The following is a 22,300-nucleotide window of genomic DNA, read 5'->3' as shown; positions in this document are numbered from 1 at the left end:
ATGAATGCAAAACGCACTTCACAAATTACCGCGTTGACCGGTATTCTTCTAGCCATTGCAGTCGGCCTCCATTTCGGGGGCCTTCACGAATGGCGCCAAGGAACGCTTATCGCGGCGACGATTATCGCTGGGATTCCAATTGCAATAAAAGCGTTTCAAGCATTACGAATGAAAGCCTTCAGTATCGAACTTCTTGTCACAATCGCTGTTATCGGTGCCCTCTTCATCGGCGAATACGTTGAATCAGCCGCCGTAACATTTCTCTTTTTATTCGGCGCATTCCTCGAAGCGCGCACGCTCGAAAAAACACGTTCTTCCCTTCGCTCCCTCATCGACATGGCACCGTTGGAAGCGACAGTCATGCGGAATGGAGAAGCAGTTATCGTCTCTGTAGATGATGTTGAGAAAGGCGACCGCATCATCATTCGTTCCGGTGAAAAAGTTGCCATTGACGGTGCAATCGTTTCAGGTAAGGCTTCATTGAATGAAGCTGCGATCACCGGTGAATCTGTTCCAGCAAATAAATCCATTGATGACCGTGTATTCAGCGGAACGATTGTCGACAACGGATTTATTGAAGTAATTGCCGATAAAGTCGGTGATGATACAACATTCGCTCGCATTATTGAACTTGTCGAAGATGCGCAAGAAGCGAAATCAAAAACACAAAAGTTCTTGGATCGATTCGCGAATGTTTATACACCAGCTATCGTCATCTTGTCTGTGGTCGTTTATATTTTCACACGCAATATCGAAATGACACTAACCTTCCTAGTCGTCGCATGTCCTGGGGCTCTCGTTATTTCTGCACCCGTTTCCATCGTTGCGGGAATTGGTAACGGCGCACGAGACGGCGTGCTCGTTAAAGGCGGAGACATTATGGAAACTCTTGCGAAAATCGATACCGTTGTTTTTGATAAAACAGGTACGCTCACAAGAGGACGTCCTGAAGTGACAGATATTCATACGTTTTCGGGCGATAAAAACAATCTGCTGCGTATCGTCGCGGAAGCTGAAATGATTTCCGAACATCATCTAGGGCAAACAATCGTGAAAGAAGCTCGTAAACGCGGCATTCCCCTTTTGAATGAACCCGAAGAAGCAGAAGTCATTGAAGGAAATGGCATTCGTGCTCAAATCGAAGGTAAACTTCTCACTATCGGAAACCGCAAATTGATGGCCGCTAATGGAATCAATGTGGACGATGCAGTCGAAAGTTATGCTGTGAAACGTGAAAAACTTGGCAACACTGCAATTTTTGCAGCAATTGACGGTGTCGTTGCAGGGATTTTCTCCATTGCCGATCAAATTCGACCAGAAGCCAAAAGCGCTTTGAATGAACTCCGAGCAAGTGGCGTTAAACAAATTATCATGATGACTGGAGACAACCGCCATACTGCGGAACTTGTCGGTAAACAGCTAGGATTAGATGGGGTCTATGCCGAACTACTTCCAGAAGACAAAGTAGCCATGATTCAAAAATTGAAAGAAGCAGGCCATAAAGTCGCAATGGCTGGTGACGGCATTAACGATGCACCTGCAATCGCAACAGCAGATATAGGACTCGCTATGGGTGAAGGCGGAACGGATATTTCAATGGAAACGGCGGATGTCGTCTTAATGGCAGACAGACTCGACCAATTTTCACATGCTTACTCGCTCGCCAAAGCAACGATTAGAAATATGAAGCAAAATACGTATTTCGCGGTTGGCACAGTCGTCCTTCTTCTCGCCGGCGTGCTCTTAGGCAAAGTGTTTCTCGCATCCGGTATGCTCATCCATGAATTGAGTGTACTCATCGTTATTCTAAACGCGGTGCGATTAATACGGTATACTAAAAAACAAGTAAACATTAAGCAGCCGGTGCCGATTTTACAAACAGAATGAACTTGGGGGGTACAATTGAGATGCAAAAAATGTGCATCTCAATTGTACCGATTTTCAACCATTTAGATGCGAATGAAATGAGCGAGATTGTAAAGGAAACCAATTCTGTAAAATATCCGCGCTGTCATACGATACTTCTGATGGACTCTATATCGTTCACAAAGGTCGTGTAAAGATTTACCGTTTATCCGAAACGGGTAAAGAACAACTAGTTCGGATTTTAGGACCAGGAGATTTTACGGGAGATCTTTCATTATTCACGAAATCGGTTCACGATTCTTATGCAGAAGCAATGGAAGCCGTTGAACTATGCGTCATGAGTCGAGATAATTTTCAACAGTTCATCTTAAAGTACCCGGCAATATCACTAAAAGTCCTAAGCGAGTTCTCTAAGAGATTAGCGAAAACTGAAAAACAGGCGGCAAATATTGCGATGGAAACTGCGGAAACGCGCATTGCGATGTATTTAGCGGAGATTGCCGACGAGACAATGCGTAATACTGAAAACGCTTCCATTATTATCACCTCCTTTCCACACAAAATGGAAAGAGAGGATTGATAACCAACCACCCTCACAATATTCAGTTGTAATTTAATAATACCATATTCCGATTATTTTAATAACTTTTAATGTGTATTACTCAATCTTTCGACAAACGCACTGACCTCACAATAAAATACACCATCGAACCGAAATTAATCAGTAAGAATGCAGGCAAAAACCATGCGCCTAATGAATCATGCTCGCCAATGGCAATTTGAACGCCTTTCCAAGTCAAATAAGAAAATAAAAGGACAATTTCATTTTTCAATACATTAACAAGCAGACGGCCATTCAAATATTGTGCACGAACATTATCTTTTGTTAAATTCATATAGTTATACACATGTGGAAACTTTTCCAAAACCGTCATCCCAATCCACATCACTAGCCCTATTATGGGTAGAATAAGAATCTCGCCTTTGCCGCCCCAACGATCTACCTCGCCAGCTGCATTATAATGCGCAGGAATCTCACTCAGTATTACTGTCCATGATGAGATAAGATATACTATCGCACCGACAAAGGCCGCTAATGTAATGACGTTAAGAAGCAACTCTAATGGAGTCATTTTCAAGTTCAAAATGGGCCTATTATTCAATTCGACCAGCTCCTCTCTTTCTCTATATACTTACTACGGAAAATTAAACGTTAAGTTTCAATAGTTTAGGGAATACCATAATCTGAAGACATGAAATCATTTCATGCGCTTTGAATTACTCCCCTTCGTGTGACATAATAGAACAGTTACAGAAATATACATACCGTAAAAAGGAGGTCCCAAAATTGTTTTTTATAGAATCAAAACGAATTGCTGTCGTTATTTTCGGATCATTATTACTTGCAATTTCTCTAAATTTTTTCTTGATCAATGCTAATGTCTATGCAAGCGGATTTGCTGGGGCTGCCCAGATTACATCTAGTGTATTCGAGGACTATTTAAACATTAAATTAAGTACCGGAATTTTATTATTACTATTTAATATCCCGGTCTTTATATTAGGATGGTTCAAAGTAGGAAAAGGATTTACCATCTACAGTATTGTTTCCGTTGTTTTCACTACAATTTTCTTAGAAATCTTGCCTGTAATTTCGGTGTCCGAAGACATTATATTAAATGCAGTCGTTGGCGGGGTCATTGCCGGTATCGGTGTAGGCATATCATTAAAACTAGGTGCATCAACAGGTGGTATGGATATTGTTGCAATGGTCCTGTCGCGATTACAAGACAAGCCGATTGGAACGTATTTCTTAATACTTAACGGAGTCATTATCGTTGCAGCAGGTGTTCTTTATGAACCGGAAAATGCCCTTTATACAATGCTTGCGCTATATGTAACAACTGCGGTAATTGACACAATCCATACGCGTCACGAGAAAGTTACAGCAATGATAATTACACGAAAAGCCGACGAATTGCAACAAGCCATTCACCAAAAGATGGTACGCGGGATAACAATTTTACCCGCAAAAGGGGCTTACTCGAAAGAAGATAGAAATATGTTGTTCCTCGTCATCACTCGTTATGAATTATACGATTTAGAAACGATCATTAAAGAAGTCGATCCGAACGCTTTCACAAATATTGTGCAAACGGTAGGGATTTTCGGATTCTTTAGAAGAGAAGGCGATAATATCGCTTAATGAAATAAGGGCTTAATTCCAACAGGGAATCCATTGAATTGGGTTCTCTTTTTTATTGCTAAAATCGGATAGTTACTCTGATTTAGGGGAAAGTAATTTCAAAATGGTTCGTAGGAGAGATTAAATGAGAGCTGTTACCTATCAAGGTCCAAGAGACATTAAAGTGAAAAAGGTCGATGCACCGAAAATTGAAAAGGCCGATGATATTATTATCAAAGTCACTTCAACAGCAATATGCGGTTCTGATTTGCACATCTATTTAGGGTCGGTGCCAACTCACAAGGATTATGTTATCGGGCATGAACCAATGGGTATTGTAGAAGAGGTTGGCCCCGCGGTGACAAAGTTAAAAAAGGGTGACCGTGTCATCATCCCCTTTAATCTATCGTGCGGGGATTGTTTTTATTGCGACCATGCAATGGAAAGTCAATGTGATAATTCCAATCGAAACCCGCATATCGATACCGGCGGATTTTTAGGTTTTACTGAACGCTATGGCAATTATCCCGGTGGGCAAGCTGAATATTTACGCGTTCCTTACGGCAATTTTACGCCTTTCCTCATTCCCGAATCATGTGAACTCCCCGACGAAGCCCTTCTTTTTCTTTCTGATGTTCTACCGACTGCTTATTGGAGCGTCGAAAACGCCGGGGTTAAAAAAGGTGACACAGTAGCGGTCCTCGGATGCGGACCAGTCGGACTTATGGCTCAGAAGTTCGCTTGGATGCGAGGGGCAGAGCGCGTAATTGCTGTCGATCATGTACCTTATCGTTTAAACCACGCCGTTAGGATGAATCAGGTAGAAGCGTTAAACTTTGAAGACTTCGACCATATGGGAGGACATATTAAAGAAATAACGAGTGGAGGTGTTGACATTGTTATCGATTGCGTTGGTATGGACGGTAAGAAAAATATTTTCGAAAAAGCAGGACAAAAAGTTAAACTGCAAGGCGGTACGTTGAGCGCGATCGATATCGCCCATAACGCCGTCCGTAAATTCGGAACTATTCAACTCACAGGTGTCTACGGGCTACTTTACAACATGTTTCCACTCGGTGATTTATGGGAAAGAAACATCACTTTAAAGATGGGTCAAGCTCCAGTCATCCACCACATGCCAACACTTTTTGACATGATTAAGAATCGTGAATTCGACCCGACTGAAATTATCACGCACATCGTATCACTCGAAGAAGCCGCCATCGCGTATCAGCGTTTTAATGATCACGAAGACGACTGTATTAAAGTAATATTGAAACCTTGATTAAATTAGGAACTATAAACCTTCTTTGGTTATAGTTCCTTTTTTATCGTCGTTAGTTGATACAGTTAGCATTTCCCTCTTTTACTCCTTTAATTTATATCACCTAAATAGGTTGGAAGTTTCTTTCCGTCAAAATAACCAATTAAATATTTCCTAATGGTTTGAGGATATAGCCTATATTGCAGCAGTTCTGCTACAGACAGCCATTCTACGCCAATCTGCCCGACATCCGGTAATATTCCATTTTTGATATGCTCGTTTCTTTCTTTTAATCTGCACAAAAACATAAATTCCATTTGATGAACTTGAAAGTCGAACGCTGCATGTTCATGATTCTTCCCAATATATTCGCGAATAAAAATCATATCGCCAATCTCTATTTCTTCACCAATTTCTTCGATGCATTCTCTTTTTAAAGTTTCATGAAGGGTTTCTCCATGTTCTTGTCCGCCTCCAGGTAAAATGAAATAATGGCCGTCCTGGTCTGCTTTTTTATTGTCAACAGCTTATTATCTTGAATGATTACTGCTTTGGCTGAGTTTCTAATTGCCATTTAGCCGCCTCCTATCAATACAGGCACTGTTCGATATCTTTGAACAGTGCCTGTTTAACAAATTTTTATTTAGTAATGATGAACACGCCACCACAATGCGAGATTGGATAGAATTCCGATGTACAAACATCTCCAAACGCTGAATAAATTTCATCTGCGACAAAATAAAATTCATCGTCATCCCAATATCCAGCACTTTCTTTTCTGCATTTATCAAGATTCTCTCGTGTTTGAAAAGCGATGTCGCCAATGAGAATCTGCCCGTCATTGTTCAGTAATAGCAGTAGTTTTTGAATGAATGTAATTTTGGCTTCATCTGTTAAATGGTGCAGTGCATAGGTACTGACGATTGCATCATATTTATTAGTTAAAATCTCTTCAGGTAAACCATTTGAAATATCCCACTCGATTAAATTCGCCTGCGGCATTTTAGATTGAGCTATCGCAATCATTTCTCCTGAAAAATCTATGTCATCTATTTGATGACCATTTTCGTATAGTTTACTTGTTAAAACGCCAGTGCCAAATCCGATATCTAACACCTTAGACTGCTTTGTTTGCATCACTTCGTTAAATATTGTATTTAATATTTCTTTATATCCTGCGAATGGATACAAATTACTCTCTTCACTTATTTGTACCGTTTGATCGTATTCGTTTGCCCACAAATCAAATCCTTGCTTGTTTAGCATAAATGCCCTCCTAGTAGTAGCACGACTAGCGAGCATTCCATTTGCTCAATTAGTCGCCCATCATTTCTCCAAAGATAGTCTGAATTTGAATCGTTGTGTTATTTTTCATAGCACTCTCCACCTTCCTTAATTGATTTAATAGTACCACAATTTTTTGTATAATACGGATTTTATTTTTGGGTGTTTACAGGACATTTTTTTCGCTTGCACTCGATGACTGTTTGCTTGTGCTTAATCTAATTTGCTTGCAAGTCTTGACCTTCGACCCTTTCAAATATAAGAAAAACCCCTAGGAAAGGTTTCCAAAAAGGGTACGGAAGAGATAATATCGTTTCGAAATTATATAATTCAATAGAATGGAGATACACCACCAAAATCAATAACAAGCATTGCATTTCCATATTAATGAAATACATATTTGGGTTAATTCTTGAAAGAAACTTCAAACAAATAGTCTTCCTTTTGAAATGTGCATAATATTAATCTTGTAGTTTCTAGATATAAATCAAATTGTTAAAAAATCCGTCCTTATGGTGCTACCAATTCAACCTTTATTCGATCAGGATCTTCGAAAAAGACAGCATAATAATCTTTCCCGCCGGAGTATGGATGCCTATCAGTATAGAGTATCGTAACTCCCTTATCCTTCAACTTCAGAGTGATAGCATCAACTTGCTCCCGTGAAACTGCATGAAAGGCCAAATGATTAAGACCCACCCGGCGTCTATGGTAAGGAACATCAAGAAATCTTTCTTCTGTTTGAACAAAAACGATATACGTTTCACCAAGCCGCCAGCTCTTTCCGCCTTCCCACTTTTGGAACTGATCATAGCCCAATTCCTCCAAAAACCAAATCCAAAATTCAACCGTTCCCTTTAAATCAGAGACATTTATCTCTACGTGATGAATAACTCCTTTTGGCAATAGAAATCCTCCTAACTAAACGCATCAATCCCTTACAAATAGGCAAGTAAGTCTTTTATATGTTTTATTTCATAAATATCCTCATTACAATAAGTAGAACCTACACCTATGCCGAACCCCTTCATTTTCATATTGATGGCTAATTCAATGTCTACCACTGAATCACCAACCATGAATGATTTATTAATATTTATATCTGGATATTTTTTTAATGCTTCTGTAATCATTCCTATTTGTGGCTTAATACAAGCACAACCTTCACTTCGTTTGTGTGGGCAATAGAATATATCTAAAACTTCAATTCCGTGAAGAGCCAACTCATTTAGCATCATTTCTGTAATTTCTTTGTACTGTTCCATCGATATAAATCCTTCATTTAGTAAATATTGATTCGTAATGATAATAATTTCATAACCTTTTATCTTAACAGATTTTAAAGTCTCAATTGAATCTGACAAAATTACCGGTTTTTTTATATATGTCCATTGATGATCCGGATAGTCTTCAATGATCGTTCCATCCCTATCAAAAAATGCAACCTTCAAATTAGACACCCTCTTTCAATTAATCTTTTCATGAAAATTTCCCCGACTACAGATAATTACTTCCAAGTTTGATCTAATATATCAGAATAAAAATCAATTGCTTTTTTATAATCTAGTATTTCTTCATTCTTCGTGGTACTTATCAAGGATTTCAGCAATAACTCCATTGCACGACCGTGCTCATTTAAATTGTATAAAGTCATGGCATAAAAGACTTTGATCGCTTCATTATTTGGATATAATTCAATTCCCTTTTGAAATACTTCTCTGGACTTTTCGTAATCACCTAATGTTCGGTATGTACTTCCCAATCCTATGATGGCACCTTCTAAGTCTTTTCCTGATAATCCGAGTTGAATGGCCTTTTCATAATAGGCCACTGCTTTTGATTCCAAACCTAATACATCATAGCTCCACGCGCATTGATAGTTGATGAATGCATCTTCGGGATATTCATCTACTAACTTAATGAGCAATTCGTTCGATTCCTTTTGTTTACCTGTTTTTCTCATTTCAATTGCTCTATCTATTTCTATTTGCATCGTATTTGCCCCCCCTGATATTTTCTAATTGAATTAATATTAACACAATTCTGCGCAAGTTTTTACTAAATAAAAAAAGTCGCCTAAGCAACCAGTTAATTTACTTCTATAACGAAAGCATAGTAGGCATCAGCGTGCGATACGTTCGCTTCTTTTTCATCCATCCACATCACACTATAGATGTAATAGTAGACTCCTTTTTCCATCGGCGCTATGAATCGATTATTTTCTATCTTTACTTCCGTGCTATCATTCTTGTTCTCCATCTGTCCCACATAGATCTCATTAGGCTGCGGGTTATAGTCCATCTCGATGGTAATTTCCTCACCTGGGCTTACCTTTATTGGTTCCTTTCCTTCTAAAAGTTTATGTGGTCCAACAGTATCTGCGCACATGTTTTTCCAACAATAGCTGCCAAGCACGGTTGCATAGGTATCATTTTTAATTTTCACAACGGTTTTTGGCGGCTTTTCCCCTGACATTGACTCTCTATCACTTGAACATCCAATCAAACCGATCCCTAGAAACAGCACGAGTAGTAACAACCATTTTTTCATACAATTCCCCCATTTATTGAGTAGACGGAATTGTCATCGTTTAGTTACTAATTCGCTAGATTAAATTTTAATAACATATGTTTTCGCGATAATATCGTAAAGGGATTGTTTCTTTTTCGTGAAGATTGCAGTCAGTATATAAGCAAACATGAGTGCATAAATGACGCCGTGGAACAGTCTATAAAGAGTGCTGCAGGTTTACAAAGATACACTTTGCATCATATGTTTAAACGAATGGAAGAAGCTACTTTTCGTAAATAAATTTAGGGCGTAACGTCAAAGTTACCCCCTGTTTTTTTAGGTTTTAGTTGCCCGATACCGTCTGAAATGGAACTTCTGCGCCGTTGGCAAAGACCTGGATTTTGTCGTACTTTTGATCTGGCCTAATTTTATATAGCACCTTATGCTTTAAGTTTTCATTGGAATAGTCTTCCGTATACTCTACTTCGTATAGAAAACTACGGACATCTTTATTGGCCTTTTCGCTTTTTATTTCAGTAAATGTCAGATTTGAATTAACCACTAATGCGATAACAATGAACATAATTGCAAAAAGGATTGCACCAAAGGTTTCAAGAATCCATATATTTGCATTTCTGTTATATTTCCATTGCATGAATCCGCGGATGAACGAAATGACCATGAGAAATGGAAATATAACAAAGAATATATTGAAATCATCGTACTGAAAAATCAGGGTAGATGAAACGACTAGATAAATAATGAAGCAAAACGTTAATAAGATGAATTGACGTTTCTTAATTGACTTACTTAAGGGGTTTCCCTTTCGATCAATGTTAAATTTTCTTTTCAGAAAGTATTCCATACTGAATGCAATAACAATAAATAGAATGCCTAAAAGTAATAGTTCTTTCATAATTAAACACCCCTTAACTTCCGCTTGTTGCGGATTACCTGTATGAATGATAGGACTAGTAATAGAAACGATATTATGGAATCATAAAAAATTTTTTACAGAAAATCCCCTTCGCCATGCCAATTTGCTGTCATTACTATACGAAACAGGTAGTGGAAAAGATTCAAAATCGGTTTATTTGAAAATGTAAAAAGTGAATTTGCTTACGCTAAAGAAAACCCATTTACAATGTAACGTGCAAATTGTACAATTGAGCGTAATTCATTACTCAGAACATTACAGATACAAACTTAAGGGGGTTCCAAAATGCCAGTCGTATCTATGCTCATCTATGCTTTTGTTGCTAGTTTTACACCGGGGCCAAATAATATCATGTCTTTAATGTTCGCCAATCAATATGGTTTCAAAAGGACGGTTCGATTTTGTTTGGGTGTGGGTACTGGCTTCTTTGCCCTCTTATTAATAAGCAGTTATTTTAATTTACTTCTGAAAAACTACATTCCAAAAATCGAGTTCTTTATGGCGATAGTGGGAACAGCGTATATGTTATACCTTGCTTTCATTATTATTCGGAGTAAAGGAGATAGTGAGGATTCAAGTGGTGGAAAATATAATAGTTTTGTTGCGGGTGCGTTTTTACAATTCGTCAATCCAAAAGCCGTGCTCTATGCGCTTACTGTCGTTTCTACTTTTGTCTTGCCTTACCATATAAACCATTCAAGCTTATTATTTTATTCAGTCATACTTGCAGTTATCGGATTTTTGGGCACCCTCAGTTGGAGCATCTTTGGATCACTTTTCAAAAAGTTCTTAGCGAAATATAGAAGTCAGTTTAATATTGTGATGGCTTTGTTGTTGGTGTATAGTGCTGTATCGATTCTAGTGAGGTGAAATTTATTAACAAGCAACCAAAACACAGCCATTATGGATGCTCATTAGATTTAACATCACATCAACTGGCGTCATGTTTCCCTTCTACTAGTTGTTATGAAAAGGTCTATTCAAACATCGCGGAGCGTATTAATTTATAGAGAATCCAAATTCAAAGATTGAAGATGTGTTCTTCGACTTTATATTTCCATTTTCTCTACTGAATACATTTTTTCAATAATGAAAGGAGAGGTGCAGCATGGGTTTACTATTATATTTAATCATTGGCGGTATCATCGGTTGGTTCGCGGGCGTAATTTTAGGAAAAGATTTGCCGGGCGGAGTCATAGGTAATGTTGTTGCCGGTATTGTCGGTGCATGGATTGGAGGCAGACTACTCGGTTATTGGGGTCCCAAACTCTCTGACTTTTACATTGTCCCCGCAATCATCGGAGCAATTATCTTTATTATCATCTTAAGTTTTGTTATGAAATCCATGCGTAAGAGTTGGTGATCTCTTGATATGAAAGAAAATGTGAAATCATATGTAAAAATTATTTTAAGCCAATCCAAACTTAAATCTATCAAAATATAAAAGGAAGAACACTACCTTTCTCTGTTCAGTGTTCTTTCTTTTTACTCAGTAAGCTCTTCCCGCAACTTGTAAGATTTCCTCAAAAACAGCATGCCACCCTTTATGGTATTTTGAAGCCTCTTCAGGACGGATAAAAATACGTCTACTTGATTCAAATTCCGCGTCAAAATGGTACTTGCGTGAAATGTTCATCCGATAAAAAACTTGATAGCCTATTTTCGGATAGGGACTTTGTTCATTCCACAATGGATTTTCATTATGATCGATTTCAATCGCTCCTAAAAGCTGGCACTCTCCTTCGACATAGCCTTCTTCCATGGCCTCACGTCTAAAACAATCTTCAGTTGTTTCACCAACTTCGATATGGCCGCCTGGGAAATCCCATCCTCGGTCATTCAAATCGACCATCATTAACTTTTCATCTTCAAAACAGAAGCCATGTACACTCGTGATAAGATCATTTTCCGGCAGCAGACCAGGTTTCCACGTCAGTTTCAGTTTATGCCCACCCCAATCTACGTGAGTTGTTGTTGTCTGTATGCTGTTATTTGAACGCCATGCCTTCGCTTTTTCCACGAGCTCATTTACAAATTGTTCTTTTCCATCCTGATATTGATGCGTGTCATGAGGAAACTGTTTGGCAAGTTTCCTTTTTAAGTCGCCATATTTTTCTGCTTCAAGTGGATGTGCTATTAAAAACTCTTTGAAATCCAAATGGGTTTGTATGGCTTCATGTCCAGCTTGAAATATATGCACATGATGCGTTCTATTGCCTTTCCCCTTTGGAAAATACCTTCTGCCCGGGATTCCAAATTCGCCTCTTGGTTCATACCCCATGGCCCTCATCTTATTGTTATATAAATCTACTGCTGCAATGTTTTTTACAACAATTAAAATATCAATTATCGGTTTCGCATAGCTCACTGGCGGGATTGATGTACTTCCGATATGAAAAATATCTATCAGTTCATCTGTAAATACTTCTTTCAGAACTTTTTCTTCCTTGTGATATAACTTTTCCCATTCAGTCGTCCAAGGAAGAATAAGTGTTTTCCTCACTGGTGCCACCTACCTTTTGCTATATTCCATCAACCAACAATCGCGATACTCTCCTTCATGAAGCTCCCTTTTCGGTAGCAACTTCACTTTTTCAAAACCACATTTTTCATAACAGCGAATAGCACGTTCATTCCACGTTTGTGGATCCATCACTAACCTGTCAGCCCCTTTTTCGCGAATTAAATACTCCGTGACAGAACTGATAAGCTGCGTACCTATTCCCTTATCCCAATACGCAGATTCCGCGATAAACTGATCCATCCCGTAAATGACATCATTTAAATCCGAATAGCCATAGAGTTCTCTTTCTTCCTCATCTATTTCATAAAACTGAACATAACCAATCGGTGTTTCATCAAATTCAATTATGCAACGCGTCACACCTTCTTCATCATCAAAATATTCCCGCTCGACTTTATCAGCGTCAAAAGGGTTATCGCGGCCTTCGTAATACTGGAGAACTTCAGGATTTGAAAGCCATTTTGCTAATTGGGGTTTATCACTATCTACTAATGCACGAATCCGCAAGATTTTATTTTCTATAATAATCTTAGCCTTTGAAATTAACCCAACATCCTCACGAATTGCTTCCACAATTTCAGCAACCCTTAACTCATCAGTAGAAATGAACTTTCCAAAACACGCATCTTCAAATGCTGCTATACATTTGTCTGTTTGTTGAAAGCACCAATTCCCTTCAGTTTCACCCCTATCTAAAAGCCTCTGATGAATTGTCTCTTTTTTAGCAGTTAAACAGAAATGAAAAGTTTGCTTATCTATCTTTTTGAGTCCGTTCAAAATGTACTCGAAATAATCCTTATTGTAAATTGTCATCGGGACGATTAAATTCTTTTTAGTTTGAAGTTGTTCTGCAATATTAACAGTTAAACTTCTCCACATTTCCAGGTCTTGAAAATTGTCTGTTTGTTCATTTTGTTTCTTAATTTCATCTGGAATAACATTGCGTAACATGAACCCGATATCTTCTGGATCAAACAACATGAAATCATCAAGATCCTCTAGTAATTTATTCGCGACAGTTGTTTTTCCAACACCGAATGCGCCGTTAATCATAATTATCATTGGAATCCTCCATCATTTCATGCTATTTCCCTTCATATGTCAAAAACGGCTCGTACATCATAATCGCATGGTTTTCTGTGATGAATTCATCATCGATTAGCTCGCCGCCCATATTGTATACCTCTCTATAAATCGCATTGTGCCTTACGTAGCCGCCCCATAATTCCAACGAATATCGATGATCTTTTTCGTGCACTTTATAAGTCTTTGTTGATGGTGCCGTAGCCCGCCATTCACCGACTAAATCATGATCCGTCAAATAAATGACGAGCTGATAAGGTGCGTTTGTTTCGTTCTTTATTTGCAAATCGAGATAATTGTACGCACATGTAGCACCGCTTCCGAATGGCTGCCGCCTATTTGAATCCGGAAACACGTCATAGCTATGGCGATACCTTTCCGTCACTGTGAGGGGGGTGTGGAGCGTCATCCAATAGATCAAGTTCGATAATTGACACAGTCCGCCGCCAATTCCTGTCCTCACTTTCCCGTAATGCAGCACCATGCCATCGACATAACCTTTACGTTTTGTCGGATTTCCGATCAAACGCCAATAAGAAAAAGTTTCACCCGGTTGAATTACAAGTCCATTCATACGCTTCGTAGCAATCTTCAAGTTCGTGATCTTGTTATGTTGCAGCTCCATATCGACTTCCTTCAACTTGCGAAGCAATGGTGTTCGATGTTGGATAATCATATGGCTAAGTTTTTCAACTGATAACTTTTTCGCGTATTTCTTACCATCTGTATACCACTCCGAATAACGCTTCAGTCGATAAGCTTTCTTTCCGAAATAAATTCTAAACTTGCTTCTTTTTTTAGGCTTCAATGAAATCAAAATCAGCGGCCCCCTTTTTGATTACAATATTTTCTATAGTAATTCGATACCGACGCCTATTTCCCCTTTACTCTCCGACAGAAAATAAATGCATTTCACCTGCTAATTACTGCAAGTTATATTCGTAATTGTGCCACTCGCCGAAATTACCACGACAGCAGGTTACATAACACATATACTTTGGTTATAAAGAGCATTAAATTGGAGGCGTTACAATGGCGATTGTTACGATTAGTGACATGGAGATAGTTGAAAGGGGCGGGATTATCATGTGCGGGTGGGAAAAGTGATCGGGGTTATCAGGAAAAACGGCGTTGGTAATCGTTAGGTTCTGGAACAAAAGGCTGATTTCCTAAAGACATTGATCGTCTGAACAGATAAACTAATGTCAAGAGAGGTGTCTGAAATGAAAGTATCTTTGATGATTGATAGTGATTATAAGGAAACAAAAGTGACGATAGAATGTCCTGAACTGGACGATTCCGTGCAAGAAGTACTTGATTTTATTAAAGGAAGAGAGACGGAGTTCCTTATTGGCCGAGATGGAGAGATGCAGCATATTATGAAGCCCGACGACATCCATTATTTTCACACGGAAAAAGATAGCGTAGTAGCAGTAACGGCTGATGGGTCATTTAAGCTAAAAGAGAAGTTATATGAATTGGAGGAAATTCTTCCTTCGGCAAAATTCATTCGGCTGTCGAAATCGGTGATCGCCAATCTTTACGAATTAAGCCGCTTTGAAGCGTCGTTTAACGGCACACTTTGCGTGTATTTCAAGTCGGGTGTGAAAGAGTATGTATCGCGGACATACGTAAATGCCATTAAAGAGGCATTGAAAATGAATAGGAGGAAAAACGTATGAAAACTTTTTTATTCAGAAGTATGATTGGGATATTCTTCGGTGCGTTTTTAGCTGTAATAGTGACGAATTCAGTCGTATACTTTGGAAATCAAGATATGCTAGATGGGCAATTGTTTATGAAAAACTCATTGGGATCTATATTTTGCGGGTGGTTTTTTACGGTCTCTCCACTTTATTTTGAGAATCCCAAATTGCGACTTACACAACAAACTGGTCTACATTTCGCGACTGTTGTTGTTTTATACTTCATACTTGCGTTTGGGATTGGATGGGTTCCGTTCACCTTGAAAAGTTTCCTAGTTGCGTTATTAGTATTCATTGTCTTCTATTTATTTTTCTGGATTGCCTTCTACCTGTATTTTAGAAAACAAGCACAGAAATTGAATGAGGAACTTAAGGGTCTATGAATAGCAAAATTCCGCACAAGTTATTTAACCGTGCGGATTTTCGTTGCGTATTAACTAATGTTCCCTATCAGGCGGATTGCCATATAAACCGCGACTCCCCAAACGACGAGAGCAGAAACTTTATTTAATAAAGCCATGAGTTTCCCACTCTGATTCAATTTACCAAAATAGCGCCCTGCTATCGCAAGTCCTAAAAACCATAACCAGGATACAATAATTGTTGTAAGCGCGAATGCAAATCTGGCATCCCCGGAATAGCTTAATGAATTCGTGCCGATGACGCCGATAGTGTCGAGGATTGCATGCGGATTTAGAAGAGAAACAGACGCTGCGAAGATAATTTGTCTTTTCATTGAAAAAGTCTGACCCTCAACATCAGTTGTCGAAACCGTCGTCTTCCATAAAACAAATCCCATATAAATTAGGAAAATAATTCCAACATTAAAAATTATGTTCTCGAGCCAAGCTAACGTCAGCACGAGAAGTGATACTCCTGAAACTGCAGCGACAATAAGTATCGTGTCACATATTCCAGCTGTTATTACGACTGGCAACGCCCTAGAAAACTTTGGTTGCAGTGCGCCTTGATTGAAAACAAAAACATTCTGTACGCCCAACGGAATAATAAGCCCAAATGCTAGAATAATTCCATGCAAAATTGCTTCAGTCATTGTTTCCTCCACTTCCTTTATCTATGTATAAAAAAGTCACACCAGGGATACTCCCAGTGCGACATTATTGTTACTTCGTCTTTTGCAGAATGACGACTTTTAAATAGTTGAATTCCGGGAAATCGCGATTTGTACGGAAATCTTTCGGTAATGATGATTCCTCGAGAATTTTGTATTTTGAACCCGCATCTGTAAATGCTTTTTCAATAAATGTTTTGAATCGCTTCATTCCGAAACTTGCGTTATTCGTCGATGCGACGATAATTCCATTTTTCTCTGTAATCGCGATGGCATCCATCAGTAATTCAGGATAGTTTCTGGCGGTACTAAACGTATATTTCTTGGAGCGTGCGAAACTTGGCGGATCAAGAATAACAAGATCAAATTTCAATTCATGTCGTTTTGCATAGCGGAAATAATCGAAGACATCCATTACACGGATTTCTTGTTGTTCATAATCAAATCCGTTCACGCTTAACTGTTCGATTGTTTTTGCTTCGCTTCGACTTGCCAGGTCGATATTCGTTGTTTTTTGTGCGCCGCCATGTAGAGCTGCAACGGAAAATGCACCTGTATACGAAAATGTGTTAAGTACATTTTTGCCTTCGGAATAGTTTTCACGGATTGATTGGCGAACGTCACGTTGATCAAGGAAGATGCCCGTCATTGCACCATCATTTAAGTCGATTGCAAAGTTCATGCCGTTTTCTTTTATGATGATAGGAAAATCTCCTTGTTCGCCGCGAACGAAATCGTCTTGTTCGATGTATTGACCTTTCGTATCGAAACGTTTCTTTTCATAAATTCCTTTGTAGTCCACGATTTTCTCGAGAACTCCATAGACATGATGCTTGAGCGAATAAATTCCTTGGCTATACCAACTCACCATGTAATACCCATCAAAGTAATCAATGGTTAGTCCACCGATTCCGTCGCCTTCACCGTTGAATACTCGAAATGCTGTCGTGATAGGATCATTGAAAAAAGACTCACGTCGTTCAAGAGCTTTTCTAATTTTTGATTCGAAAAAGTCAAAGTCGATTTCCTCATCTTCATTTTTTGTAAGTACCCAGCCAATCCCCTTGTTTTGCTCACCGTAATAGCCTTTAGCTACAAATCGCCAATTACGATCCACTAGTCGAATAATGCTACCTTCTTCTTTTAGCACTTCCGGGTTCATAACTGCCTCTTTTAATATTAGCGGGTAGCCCTTTTTTATATCTGCGATACTTTTTGCGTTTAGTTGTAAATCAATTGATTTAGTCATAATTTCATCCATTCCATCTTTTTCTTTATTATCGCATGTTTACCCTCAAATTGCGAAAATAAAAAAAGCTTTCTTAAAAAGAAAAGAAGCTTTTTTTATTATGAAAGTATACGTACTGCCAAGTGCCGCCACATACCTATTTTCGGGGGCAACCGTTCTTCTACCCCTCTTACATTTTGCAAATAACTTTGTAGTTCTCCTTCATATACAGGTTTGAGATTAGGTAATTGTGTAAAATGATGCGGTTGCACTAAATTCGGAGGAATCGAAAACATTTGTATTCCACTTTCGTTCACAATTGTCGCTACGAATTGGGAGCAAAAATATGCATGGTTTCGGTTAATACTCTTGTTCATCGCCACAGCAAATAGCCCAATGAAATTATATTTATAATGATCCTGATTTAATTCAATTTGATGGATCCGCCGACGCATACATTCGTATTTTTCGTTGGAGACTTGATAGCTAAAAATTGCACAATCTGCATCTATAAATATTCCATCCGTAACATTTTCTCGAACAAATCCACCGACAAAAGGATTATGCTTATTTTTTCTTCCAAAGCTATACACTTCTTTTAATTCCTGATCAAAAGCAATTGATGCGTGATTTAAATCTTTTCGTGTATACATACCAATCGCCCTCGAAAGTAATGTCCCGGTGTCAGTTAATACAATATATATTGTTTTTTGCCCCATGGCACCCTCCTACTTTCCCCGTTCCCGGGAAGCAATTCGCCTCCCTATCTTTTCTATATCTCTAATCATGCCCTATTTTAAATTCCATGTATACGGGCCGCAGAGGGAATTTATCTAGGACCCGCGACTTACTTTTCACTTGAAAATTAAAACCGATCTTGAGAAGCTTATCTGTCTAGTATAACCATTATACGTTTATAAATGGGAAAAAGTTTCAAATTTTAATATATTTCGTATGACGAATCAATCTATATTTATAAATTTTTGTTATCGAAATATAAGTAATATTTTATTCCGTGTGTACTTAACTAATTCTACTTTTTTTTGTAAATACCTTCATTGAAATATCTTTTTATTCCCCGATTCCATCCACCCTTCGATTAAGAACTCTCCTAACAATCATAGCAACTCCCATCCCTACAGATATAATTGCAATTAACAACCCCATAATTCGGTCACTTAGCTGTCCATTTTCAATAAGAGGATACTCTTCACTAAAAATAAATGGAACAGTTGAAAAAACGCCCATTGTCGCTGCTAATCCCAATAAAAATACAAGAGCAATCGGATAATCATTCTTACTAAAATAAGCATTTTTAGAGATTGACATGACCGCAAAATATAGGCCCGGAATCCAAACCATTATAAACGCCTCTAGTAAAGGAGATGCCCAAATTCCATAACCCGCCTTAATGTAACCGTTAAGTCCGATTAGTATCATTGCTAATATAAATGACTGAAACCCGATTCTATGTCTGTTCGAAATTTGAAATTCATCATATCGAGCTTTTTTCATTTTGACTCCTCCCAAAATAAATCATTTAATGTTAAATCGAGCGCTTTGCAAATTGCGATGCAAAGATTTAATGACGGATTGTAGTCCCCATTTTCGATCGCATTCATTGTCTGGCGTGTAACCCCAACGGTGTTCGCCAATTTTGCTTGCGACAAATCTTTTGCTGCGCGTGCCGCCTTTAATCGTAAATTTTTATTCATCGCAAATCCTCCTATTAATTTGATATTAGTAAAAATATAAAAATATGTCAACTATACCCGACATTCCGCATCATATATATGACACTAAGTATAAAAAAAAGAAGCACAGTGACAATTCATCTGGACTTCTTGTATCAATTACTATCGCCAACCACTAATACGGTCCGCTTTTTCAACGAAAGCCGCCGACAAAGCAGTCAATCGTGCGGAAAGAAGTTCTTTTCTGCCTTCAAATGTCCGGGTGTATACTAGTTCAGCCTCTCCGACACGTTTTTTCCACTCTATTTGCAAGAACTCAGCATGCTCTTTTTTTCGACCTAGTTCTTGCGGAACCGCATGGACATCTCTTCTCTTAATCAACTTTCCTGCTCGTCGAATAAGCAAGTACCTTGGATTTTCAATTGGATCTATAAACTCTTTCAATGCTTTCATAAACACATTTTTATCGTGCGTTGTTCCGTCCATAAGCCAACAAGTATACTCGCTAAGTCTATCTTTTGTGACATGAATCATTCCTTTTCGATATGGCGTACTAACTAGTTTTGCATTATGCAATGAAACATATAACGCCTCGCCTATCTCTTTCATACTCGATTCGACAGAAGGATTCCTGAAATAGAGTTTTCCCACTCTCAAGATTGAAGGCAATCCAAAAAGAAAACCAAGAATGATTCCGTAAAACAACCCCATACCGATCGATACACCATCGAACTTCCATAGAATTTGAGCGGCATCGACAATTCCGCCTACTGTAGTAAATCCAGCAAACCATAGTAATCCTCTCAAAGAGTGTTGCAGGTAAAATGGGCGCGGCCATGATTTTCTATCCGCCACAATTTCTTCTGTCATTTCACTCCCATTGAAAATTGCACGTTCCCATCTGACAAATAACCCATCAAGATTAGATGATCTTGCAAATGTTTTTGCATTCATTAACCTGATTTTTTCTAATGTAAAAGGAGGATAATCCAATCTCAAGCGGGCGATTCCGGTTTCAATCACATCTTTTTCAACGCCAACACCGACGAGCGAACGAAAACGCCTATCCATTAAGTCGTAATCATAGCCCCTATCCTCTATATCACGATTAACACAAACCAGATGCCAGATAGATGATGTTTTTTCTGGATTGTTACGGTCCACGCGAATCGCTCGTCCTCGCATTTGATTTGATTGCATAAATGAGCCGACATAAGAGGCCATAATCAGTGAATTTACACACGGCGCATCCCAGCCTTCCCCGAGAAGCGCTGCAGTTCCAATCAACACATCGATTTCACCTTTTGTAAACACTTCAGTCAAAATTGAAACCACTTGTTGGCGATTCCCTGCGTTCAACTCTGTGCGAATGAAAGTCGGATCATGCGTCAGTTCTTTCCATCGTAACTGACAATCTTCGCGAATCGCTATATCTTCGACAAGTTGTTGCGCGTTCTTGGGAATGATGACGAGTGAACCTGTTAATATCGCTGCCTTAACATGTATCCCGACACTTCGTCTAATCATTTCAAAAATCGGTACTACTCCGATGCGAGTGAGCGGCAACTCATCGTCAGTACTATTCGGGAGATCGGTTAATCGAATATAATCAGTCAGAATGACCATCCGTAATTTTTCTTGCAATGAGGTCTTTTCGTATTTTATAATTTCTCGAATGCTGTTCAATTTCGAAACACTTTGGGTGAGTTTTCTATTCATTCCGCTGGTGGATTGTAAACGAACCTTTCTCCGCTCAATCGCGCCCATTCGAGCTAGCCGGTCTTTAATATTTTTTCGGAATTCCTTTTCGGCTGAAATACGCTTATCTGTATATAAAATCCCCGTTAAAAGTTCTTCCAACCATTCGGATGATAACGCAGGCATATCTTTTTCAGAGACACCAATGATAGGCAATGCATCCAAATATTTGTCGCTACCGACATGGTTTAAAAAGATTAATATGCTCGAAAAATAAGCGGGTTGTTCTAAAATTTCTCCGACATATTCCATTGGATCCATTAACCAAGGATGGCTTTCAAGCAAGTTCTTGCTTCGTTCATCATGAATAAAGGATTCGATAAACTTATGCGCTTCATCTCTAAAATGAAGAATCATTTTCAGTTCCTCATCTTGAGGTGCAGAAAAATGGACATAGTCTTGATGCGGACATAATTCTTTTGCTTTGACTAGTTCAGGCACGCTAATTTCAATGTCAATCGTTCCGCATAATTGAATATAGCGCTGCCATTCCGATGCTGAAACATCGAAAGGCGGTGTTGCGGTCAAGGATACTACATTGCTATTTTGAAGTTCGTTACGAAGTTGCATCATCGAATGCCACCAAGCAGTCCGTAAATGATGGGCTTCATCTAAAATAAGCGTGCCAAAACCGATTGCTTTTATTTTTTGTTGGATCCGTGCACTTTCACTCAAGACGATAGGTTCCTCTTCTAGTAGCTCAGCATCATCGACGAGTTCGTCATCTTCCTCTTCAAGATAATCATTTTCTTTATAAATGGAATGTAAAGATTGATAGGTTGTGATTGTGATAAATTTCGGGTTTTTAATGTCCATGGAAATCCAATCCGGTTGTTCGTCCTTTAAGAATAGCTCCGTAAAACGATCTTTCCATTGTTGTTTAATCGCCAATGTCGGCGCTACGATTAATGTTGCTTTATTCATCCGCAACATGACCTCCAACCCGAGCACCGTTTTCCCTGATCCGGGCGGTGCGATAAGGTGAAGTTTTTTGCTTTTCATATGAGCGTTAAGTTCGTTCAATACCCTTTTCTGATAGGACCGCCATTCATAGCAAAACTGGATCCCTTTCGGAAATGTTTTCATTCGACAATCCCCCTCTATGTTCATATACGGTTTCACTTGTATCGAAGTTTCACATTCTTTCCATAGAATCAAAAAGACATCCACTAGATAGCAGATGCCTCC

Annotated in this window: 25 protein-coding genes and 1 pseudogene; 8 read left to right on the top strand and 18 right to left on the bottom strand. The window is 38.7% G+C overall.

Going from position 1 to position 22,300, the window contains the following annotated elements; translation table 11 throughout:
- Window positions 1–1,887, top strand: a complete 1,887-nt coding sequence (locus G8782_RS09110) for a heavy metal translocating P-type ATPase (protein WP_172370619.1) — start codon at window positions 1–3, stop codon at window positions 1,885–1,887.
- A 112-nt stretch (window positions 1,888–1,999) separates the two neighbouring features.
- Window positions 2,000–2,446 carry a Crp/Fnr family transcriptional regulator gene (locus G8782_RS18785; RefSeq protein WP_172370765.1) on the top strand — a complete coding sequence of 149 codons (447 nt, stop codon included), beginning with the start codon at window positions 2,000–2,002 and terminating at the stop codon, window positions 2,444–2,446.
- A gap of 82 nt (window positions 2,447–2,528) precedes the next feature.
- On the opposite strand, the gene G8782_RS09100 is transcribed toward G8782_RS18785, so the two are convergent.
- Window positions 2,529–3,029: a DUF1648 domain-containing protein gene (locus tag G8782_RS09100; RefSeq protein ID WP_172370618.1), complete on the bottom strand. Its 501-nt coding sequence runs from the start codon at window positions 3,027–3,029 to the stop codon at window positions 2,529–2,531.
- A gap of 185 nt (window positions 3,030–3,214) precedes the next feature.
- Between G8782_RS09100 and G8782_RS09095 the strand changes: the two genes are divergently transcribed.
- Together G8782_RS09095 and G8782_RS09090 are read left to right on the top strand one after the other, a co-directional pair.
- On the top strand, window positions 3,215–4,072 hold the full coding sequence (locus tag G8782_RS09095) for a YitT family protein (RefSeq protein WP_172370617.1): 858 nt from the start codon (window positions 3,215–3,217) through the stop codon (window positions 4,070–4,072).
- A gap of 124 nt (window positions 4,073–4,196) precedes the next feature.
- Window positions 4,197–5,336, top strand: a complete 1,140-nt coding sequence (locus G8782_RS09090) for a zinc-dependent alcohol dehydrogenase (RefSeq protein ID WP_172370616.1) — start codon at window positions 4,197–4,199, stop codon at window positions 5,334–5,336.
- An 89-nt stretch (window positions 5,337–5,425) separates the two neighbouring features.
- Here G8782_RS09090 and G8782_RS09085 read toward each other — a convergent pair whose 3' ends face one another.
- The 7 genes from G8782_RS09085 to G8782_RS09055 form a co-directional block, all read right to left on the bottom strand.
- A complete protein-coding gene (locus G8782_RS09085; protein ID WP_343035032.1) occupies window positions 5,426–5,800 on the bottom strand; it encodes an NUDIX domain-containing protein in 375 nt (124 codons plus the stop codon).
- Between the two features lie 154 nt (window positions 5,801–5,954).
- Window positions 5,955–6,581: a class I SAM-dependent methyltransferase gene (locus G8782_RS09080; RefSeq protein WP_172370615.1), complete on the bottom strand. Its 627-nt coding sequence runs from the start codon at window positions 6,579–6,581 to the stop codon at window positions 5,955–5,957.
- 528 nt (window positions 6,582–7,109) lie between these two features.
- Complete coding sequence (locus G8782_RS09075; RefSeq protein WP_172370614.1) at window positions 7,110–7,505, bottom strand: VOC family protein; 396 nt, start codon at window positions 7,503–7,505, stop codon at window positions 7,110–7,112.
- A 32-nt stretch (window positions 7,506–7,537) separates the two neighbouring features.
- Window positions 7,538–8,059, bottom strand: coding sequence for a D-glycero-alpha-D-manno-heptose-1,7-bisphosphate 7-phosphatase (locus G8782_RS09070; protein ID WP_343035025.1), 522 nt, complete (start codon window positions 8,057–8,059; stop codon window positions 7,538–7,540).
- A gap of 47 nt (window positions 8,060–8,106) precedes the next feature.
- Complete coding sequence (locus G8782_RS09065; RefSeq protein WP_172370612.1) at window positions 8,107–8,592, bottom strand: tetratricopeptide repeat protein; 486 nt, start codon at window positions 8,590–8,592, stop codon at window positions 8,107–8,109.
- A gap of 95 nt (window positions 8,593–8,687) precedes the next feature.
- Window positions 8,688–9,149 carry a hypothetical protein gene (locus tag G8782_RS09060; RefSeq protein WP_172370611.1) on the bottom strand — a complete coding sequence of 154 codons (462 nt, stop codon included), beginning with the start codon at window positions 9,147–9,149 and terminating at the stop codon, window positions 8,688–8,690.
- A gap of 304 nt (window positions 9,150–9,453) precedes the next feature.
- Window positions 9,454–10,026 (bottom strand): DUF4181 domain-containing protein, encoded by a 573-nt coding sequence (locus tag G8782_RS09055; protein ID WP_172370610.1) that lies wholly within the window; start codon window positions 10,024–10,026, stop codon window positions 9,454–9,456.
- A 306-nt stretch (window positions 10,027–10,332) separates the two neighbouring features.
- Here G8782_RS09055 and G8782_RS09050 point away from each other — a divergent pair, with 306 nt between their 5' ends.
- Entirely contained in the window at window positions 10,333–10,917 is a 585-nt protein-coding gene (locus G8782_RS09050; protein WP_172370609.1) for a LysE family transporter, read from the top strand.
- A 238-nt stretch (window positions 10,918–11,155) separates the two neighbouring features.
- Window positions 11,156–11,410 (top strand): GlsB/YeaQ/YmgE family stress response membrane protein, encoded by a 255-nt coding sequence (locus tag G8782_RS09045; RefSeq protein WP_172370608.1) that lies wholly within the window; start codon window positions 11,156–11,158, stop codon window positions 11,408–11,410.
- 126 nt (window positions 11,411–11,536) lie between these two features.
- Here the strand turns inward: G8782_RS09045 and G8782_RS18685 are convergent, their stop codons facing one another.
- The 4 genes and pseudogenes from G8782_RS18685 to G8782_RS09025 all read right to left on the bottom strand — a co-directional run bounded on the left by G8782_RS18685 (window position 11,537) and on the right by G8782_RS09025 (window position 14,477).
- Window positions 11,537–12,550: a GrpB family protein gene (locus G8782_RS18685; RefSeq protein ID WP_343035024.1), complete on the bottom strand. Its 1,014-nt coding sequence runs from the start codon at window positions 12,548–12,550 to the stop codon at window positions 11,537–11,539.
- Window positions 12,551–12,559: 9 nt separating this feature from the next.
- Window positions 12,560–13,099 (bottom strand): GNAT family N-acetyltransferase, encoded by a 540-nt coding sequence (locus G8782_RS18780; RefSeq protein WP_425505485.1) that lies wholly within the window; start codon window positions 13,097–13,099, stop codon window positions 12,560–12,562.
- Window positions 13,100–13,255: 156 nt separating this feature from the next.
- Window positions 13,256–13,624, bottom strand: a pseudogene (locus G8782_RS18775) (AAA family ATPase); the annotation flags it as partial.
- A 31-nt stretch (window positions 13,625–13,655) separates the two neighbouring features.
- Window positions 13,656–14,477: a VanW family protein gene (locus G8782_RS09025; protein ID WP_172370762.1), complete on the bottom strand. Its 822-nt coding sequence runs from the start codon at window positions 14,475–14,477 to the stop codon at window positions 13,656–13,658.
- Between the two features lie 400 nt (window positions 14,478–14,877).
- Here G8782_RS09025 and G8782_RS09020 point away from each other — a divergent pair, with 400 nt between their 5' ends.
- Both G8782_RS09020 and G8782_RS09015 read left to right on the top strand, forming a co-directional pair.
- On the top strand, window positions 14,878–15,336 hold the full coding sequence (locus G8782_RS09020) for a LytTR family DNA-binding domain-containing protein (protein ID WP_172370607.1): 459 nt from the start codon (window positions 14,878–14,880) through the stop codon (window positions 15,334–15,336).
- Window positions 15,333–15,743, top strand: coding sequence for a DUF3021 domain-containing protein (locus tag G8782_RS09015; protein ID WP_172370606.1), 411 nt, complete (start codon window positions 15,333–15,335; stop codon window positions 15,741–15,743). Before G8782_RS09020 ends, G8782_RS09015 begins: the two co-directional genes overlap by 4 nt.
- A gap of 50 nt (window positions 15,744–15,793) precedes the next feature.
- Here the strand turns inward: G8782_RS09015 and G8782_RS09010 are convergent, their stop codons facing one another.
- From G8782_RS09010 to G8782_RS08985, 6 genes are all read right to left on the bottom strand, one after another.
- Window positions 15,794–16,414 carry a LysE/ArgO family amino acid transporter gene (locus G8782_RS09010; protein WP_172370605.1) on the bottom strand — a complete coding sequence of 207 codons (621 nt, stop codon included), beginning with the start codon at window positions 16,412–16,414 and terminating at the stop codon, window positions 15,794–15,796.
- Window positions 16,415–16,484: 70 nt separating this feature from the next.
- On the bottom strand, window positions 16,485–17,681 hold the full coding sequence (locus G8782_RS09005; RefSeq protein WP_172370604.1) for a class I SAM-dependent rRNA methyltransferase: 1,197 nt from the start codon (window positions 17,679–17,681) through the stop codon (window positions 16,485–16,487).
- Between the two features lie 98 nt (window positions 17,682–17,779).
- Entirely contained in the window at window positions 17,780–18,379 is a 600-nt protein-coding gene (locus G8782_RS09000; RefSeq protein ID WP_216667819.1) for a hypothetical protein, read from the bottom strand.
- Between the two features lie 352 nt (window positions 18,380–18,731).
- A complete protein-coding gene (locus tag G8782_RS08995) occupies window positions 18,732–19,175 on the bottom strand; it encodes a hypothetical protein (protein ID WP_172370603.1) in 444 nt (147 codons plus the stop codon).
- Window positions 19,172–19,375: a helix-turn-helix transcriptional regulator gene (locus G8782_RS08990; RefSeq protein WP_172370602.1), complete on the bottom strand. Its 204-nt coding sequence runs from the start codon at window positions 19,373–19,375 to the stop codon at window positions 19,172–19,174. The genes G8782_RS08995 and G8782_RS08990 overlap by 4 nt, the downstream gene beginning before the upstream one ends.
- 141 nt (window positions 19,376–19,516) lie before the next feature.
- Complete coding sequence (locus G8782_RS08985) at window positions 19,517–22,198, bottom strand: DEAD/DEAH box helicase family protein (protein WP_172370601.1); 2,682 nt, start codon at window positions 22,196–22,198, stop codon at window positions 19,517–19,519.
- Window positions 22,199–22,300: the final 102 nt, after the last annotated feature.

It is taken from the genome of Sporosarcina jiandibaonis (genome assembly GCF_013184495.1).
GTDB lineage: Bacteria > Bacillota > Bacilli > Bacillales_A > Planococcaceae > Sporosarcina > Sporosarcina jiandibaonis.
The sequence above is the reverse complement of the archived record's forward strand: the minus strand, read 5'-3'. Positions and strand labels throughout refer to the sequence as shown.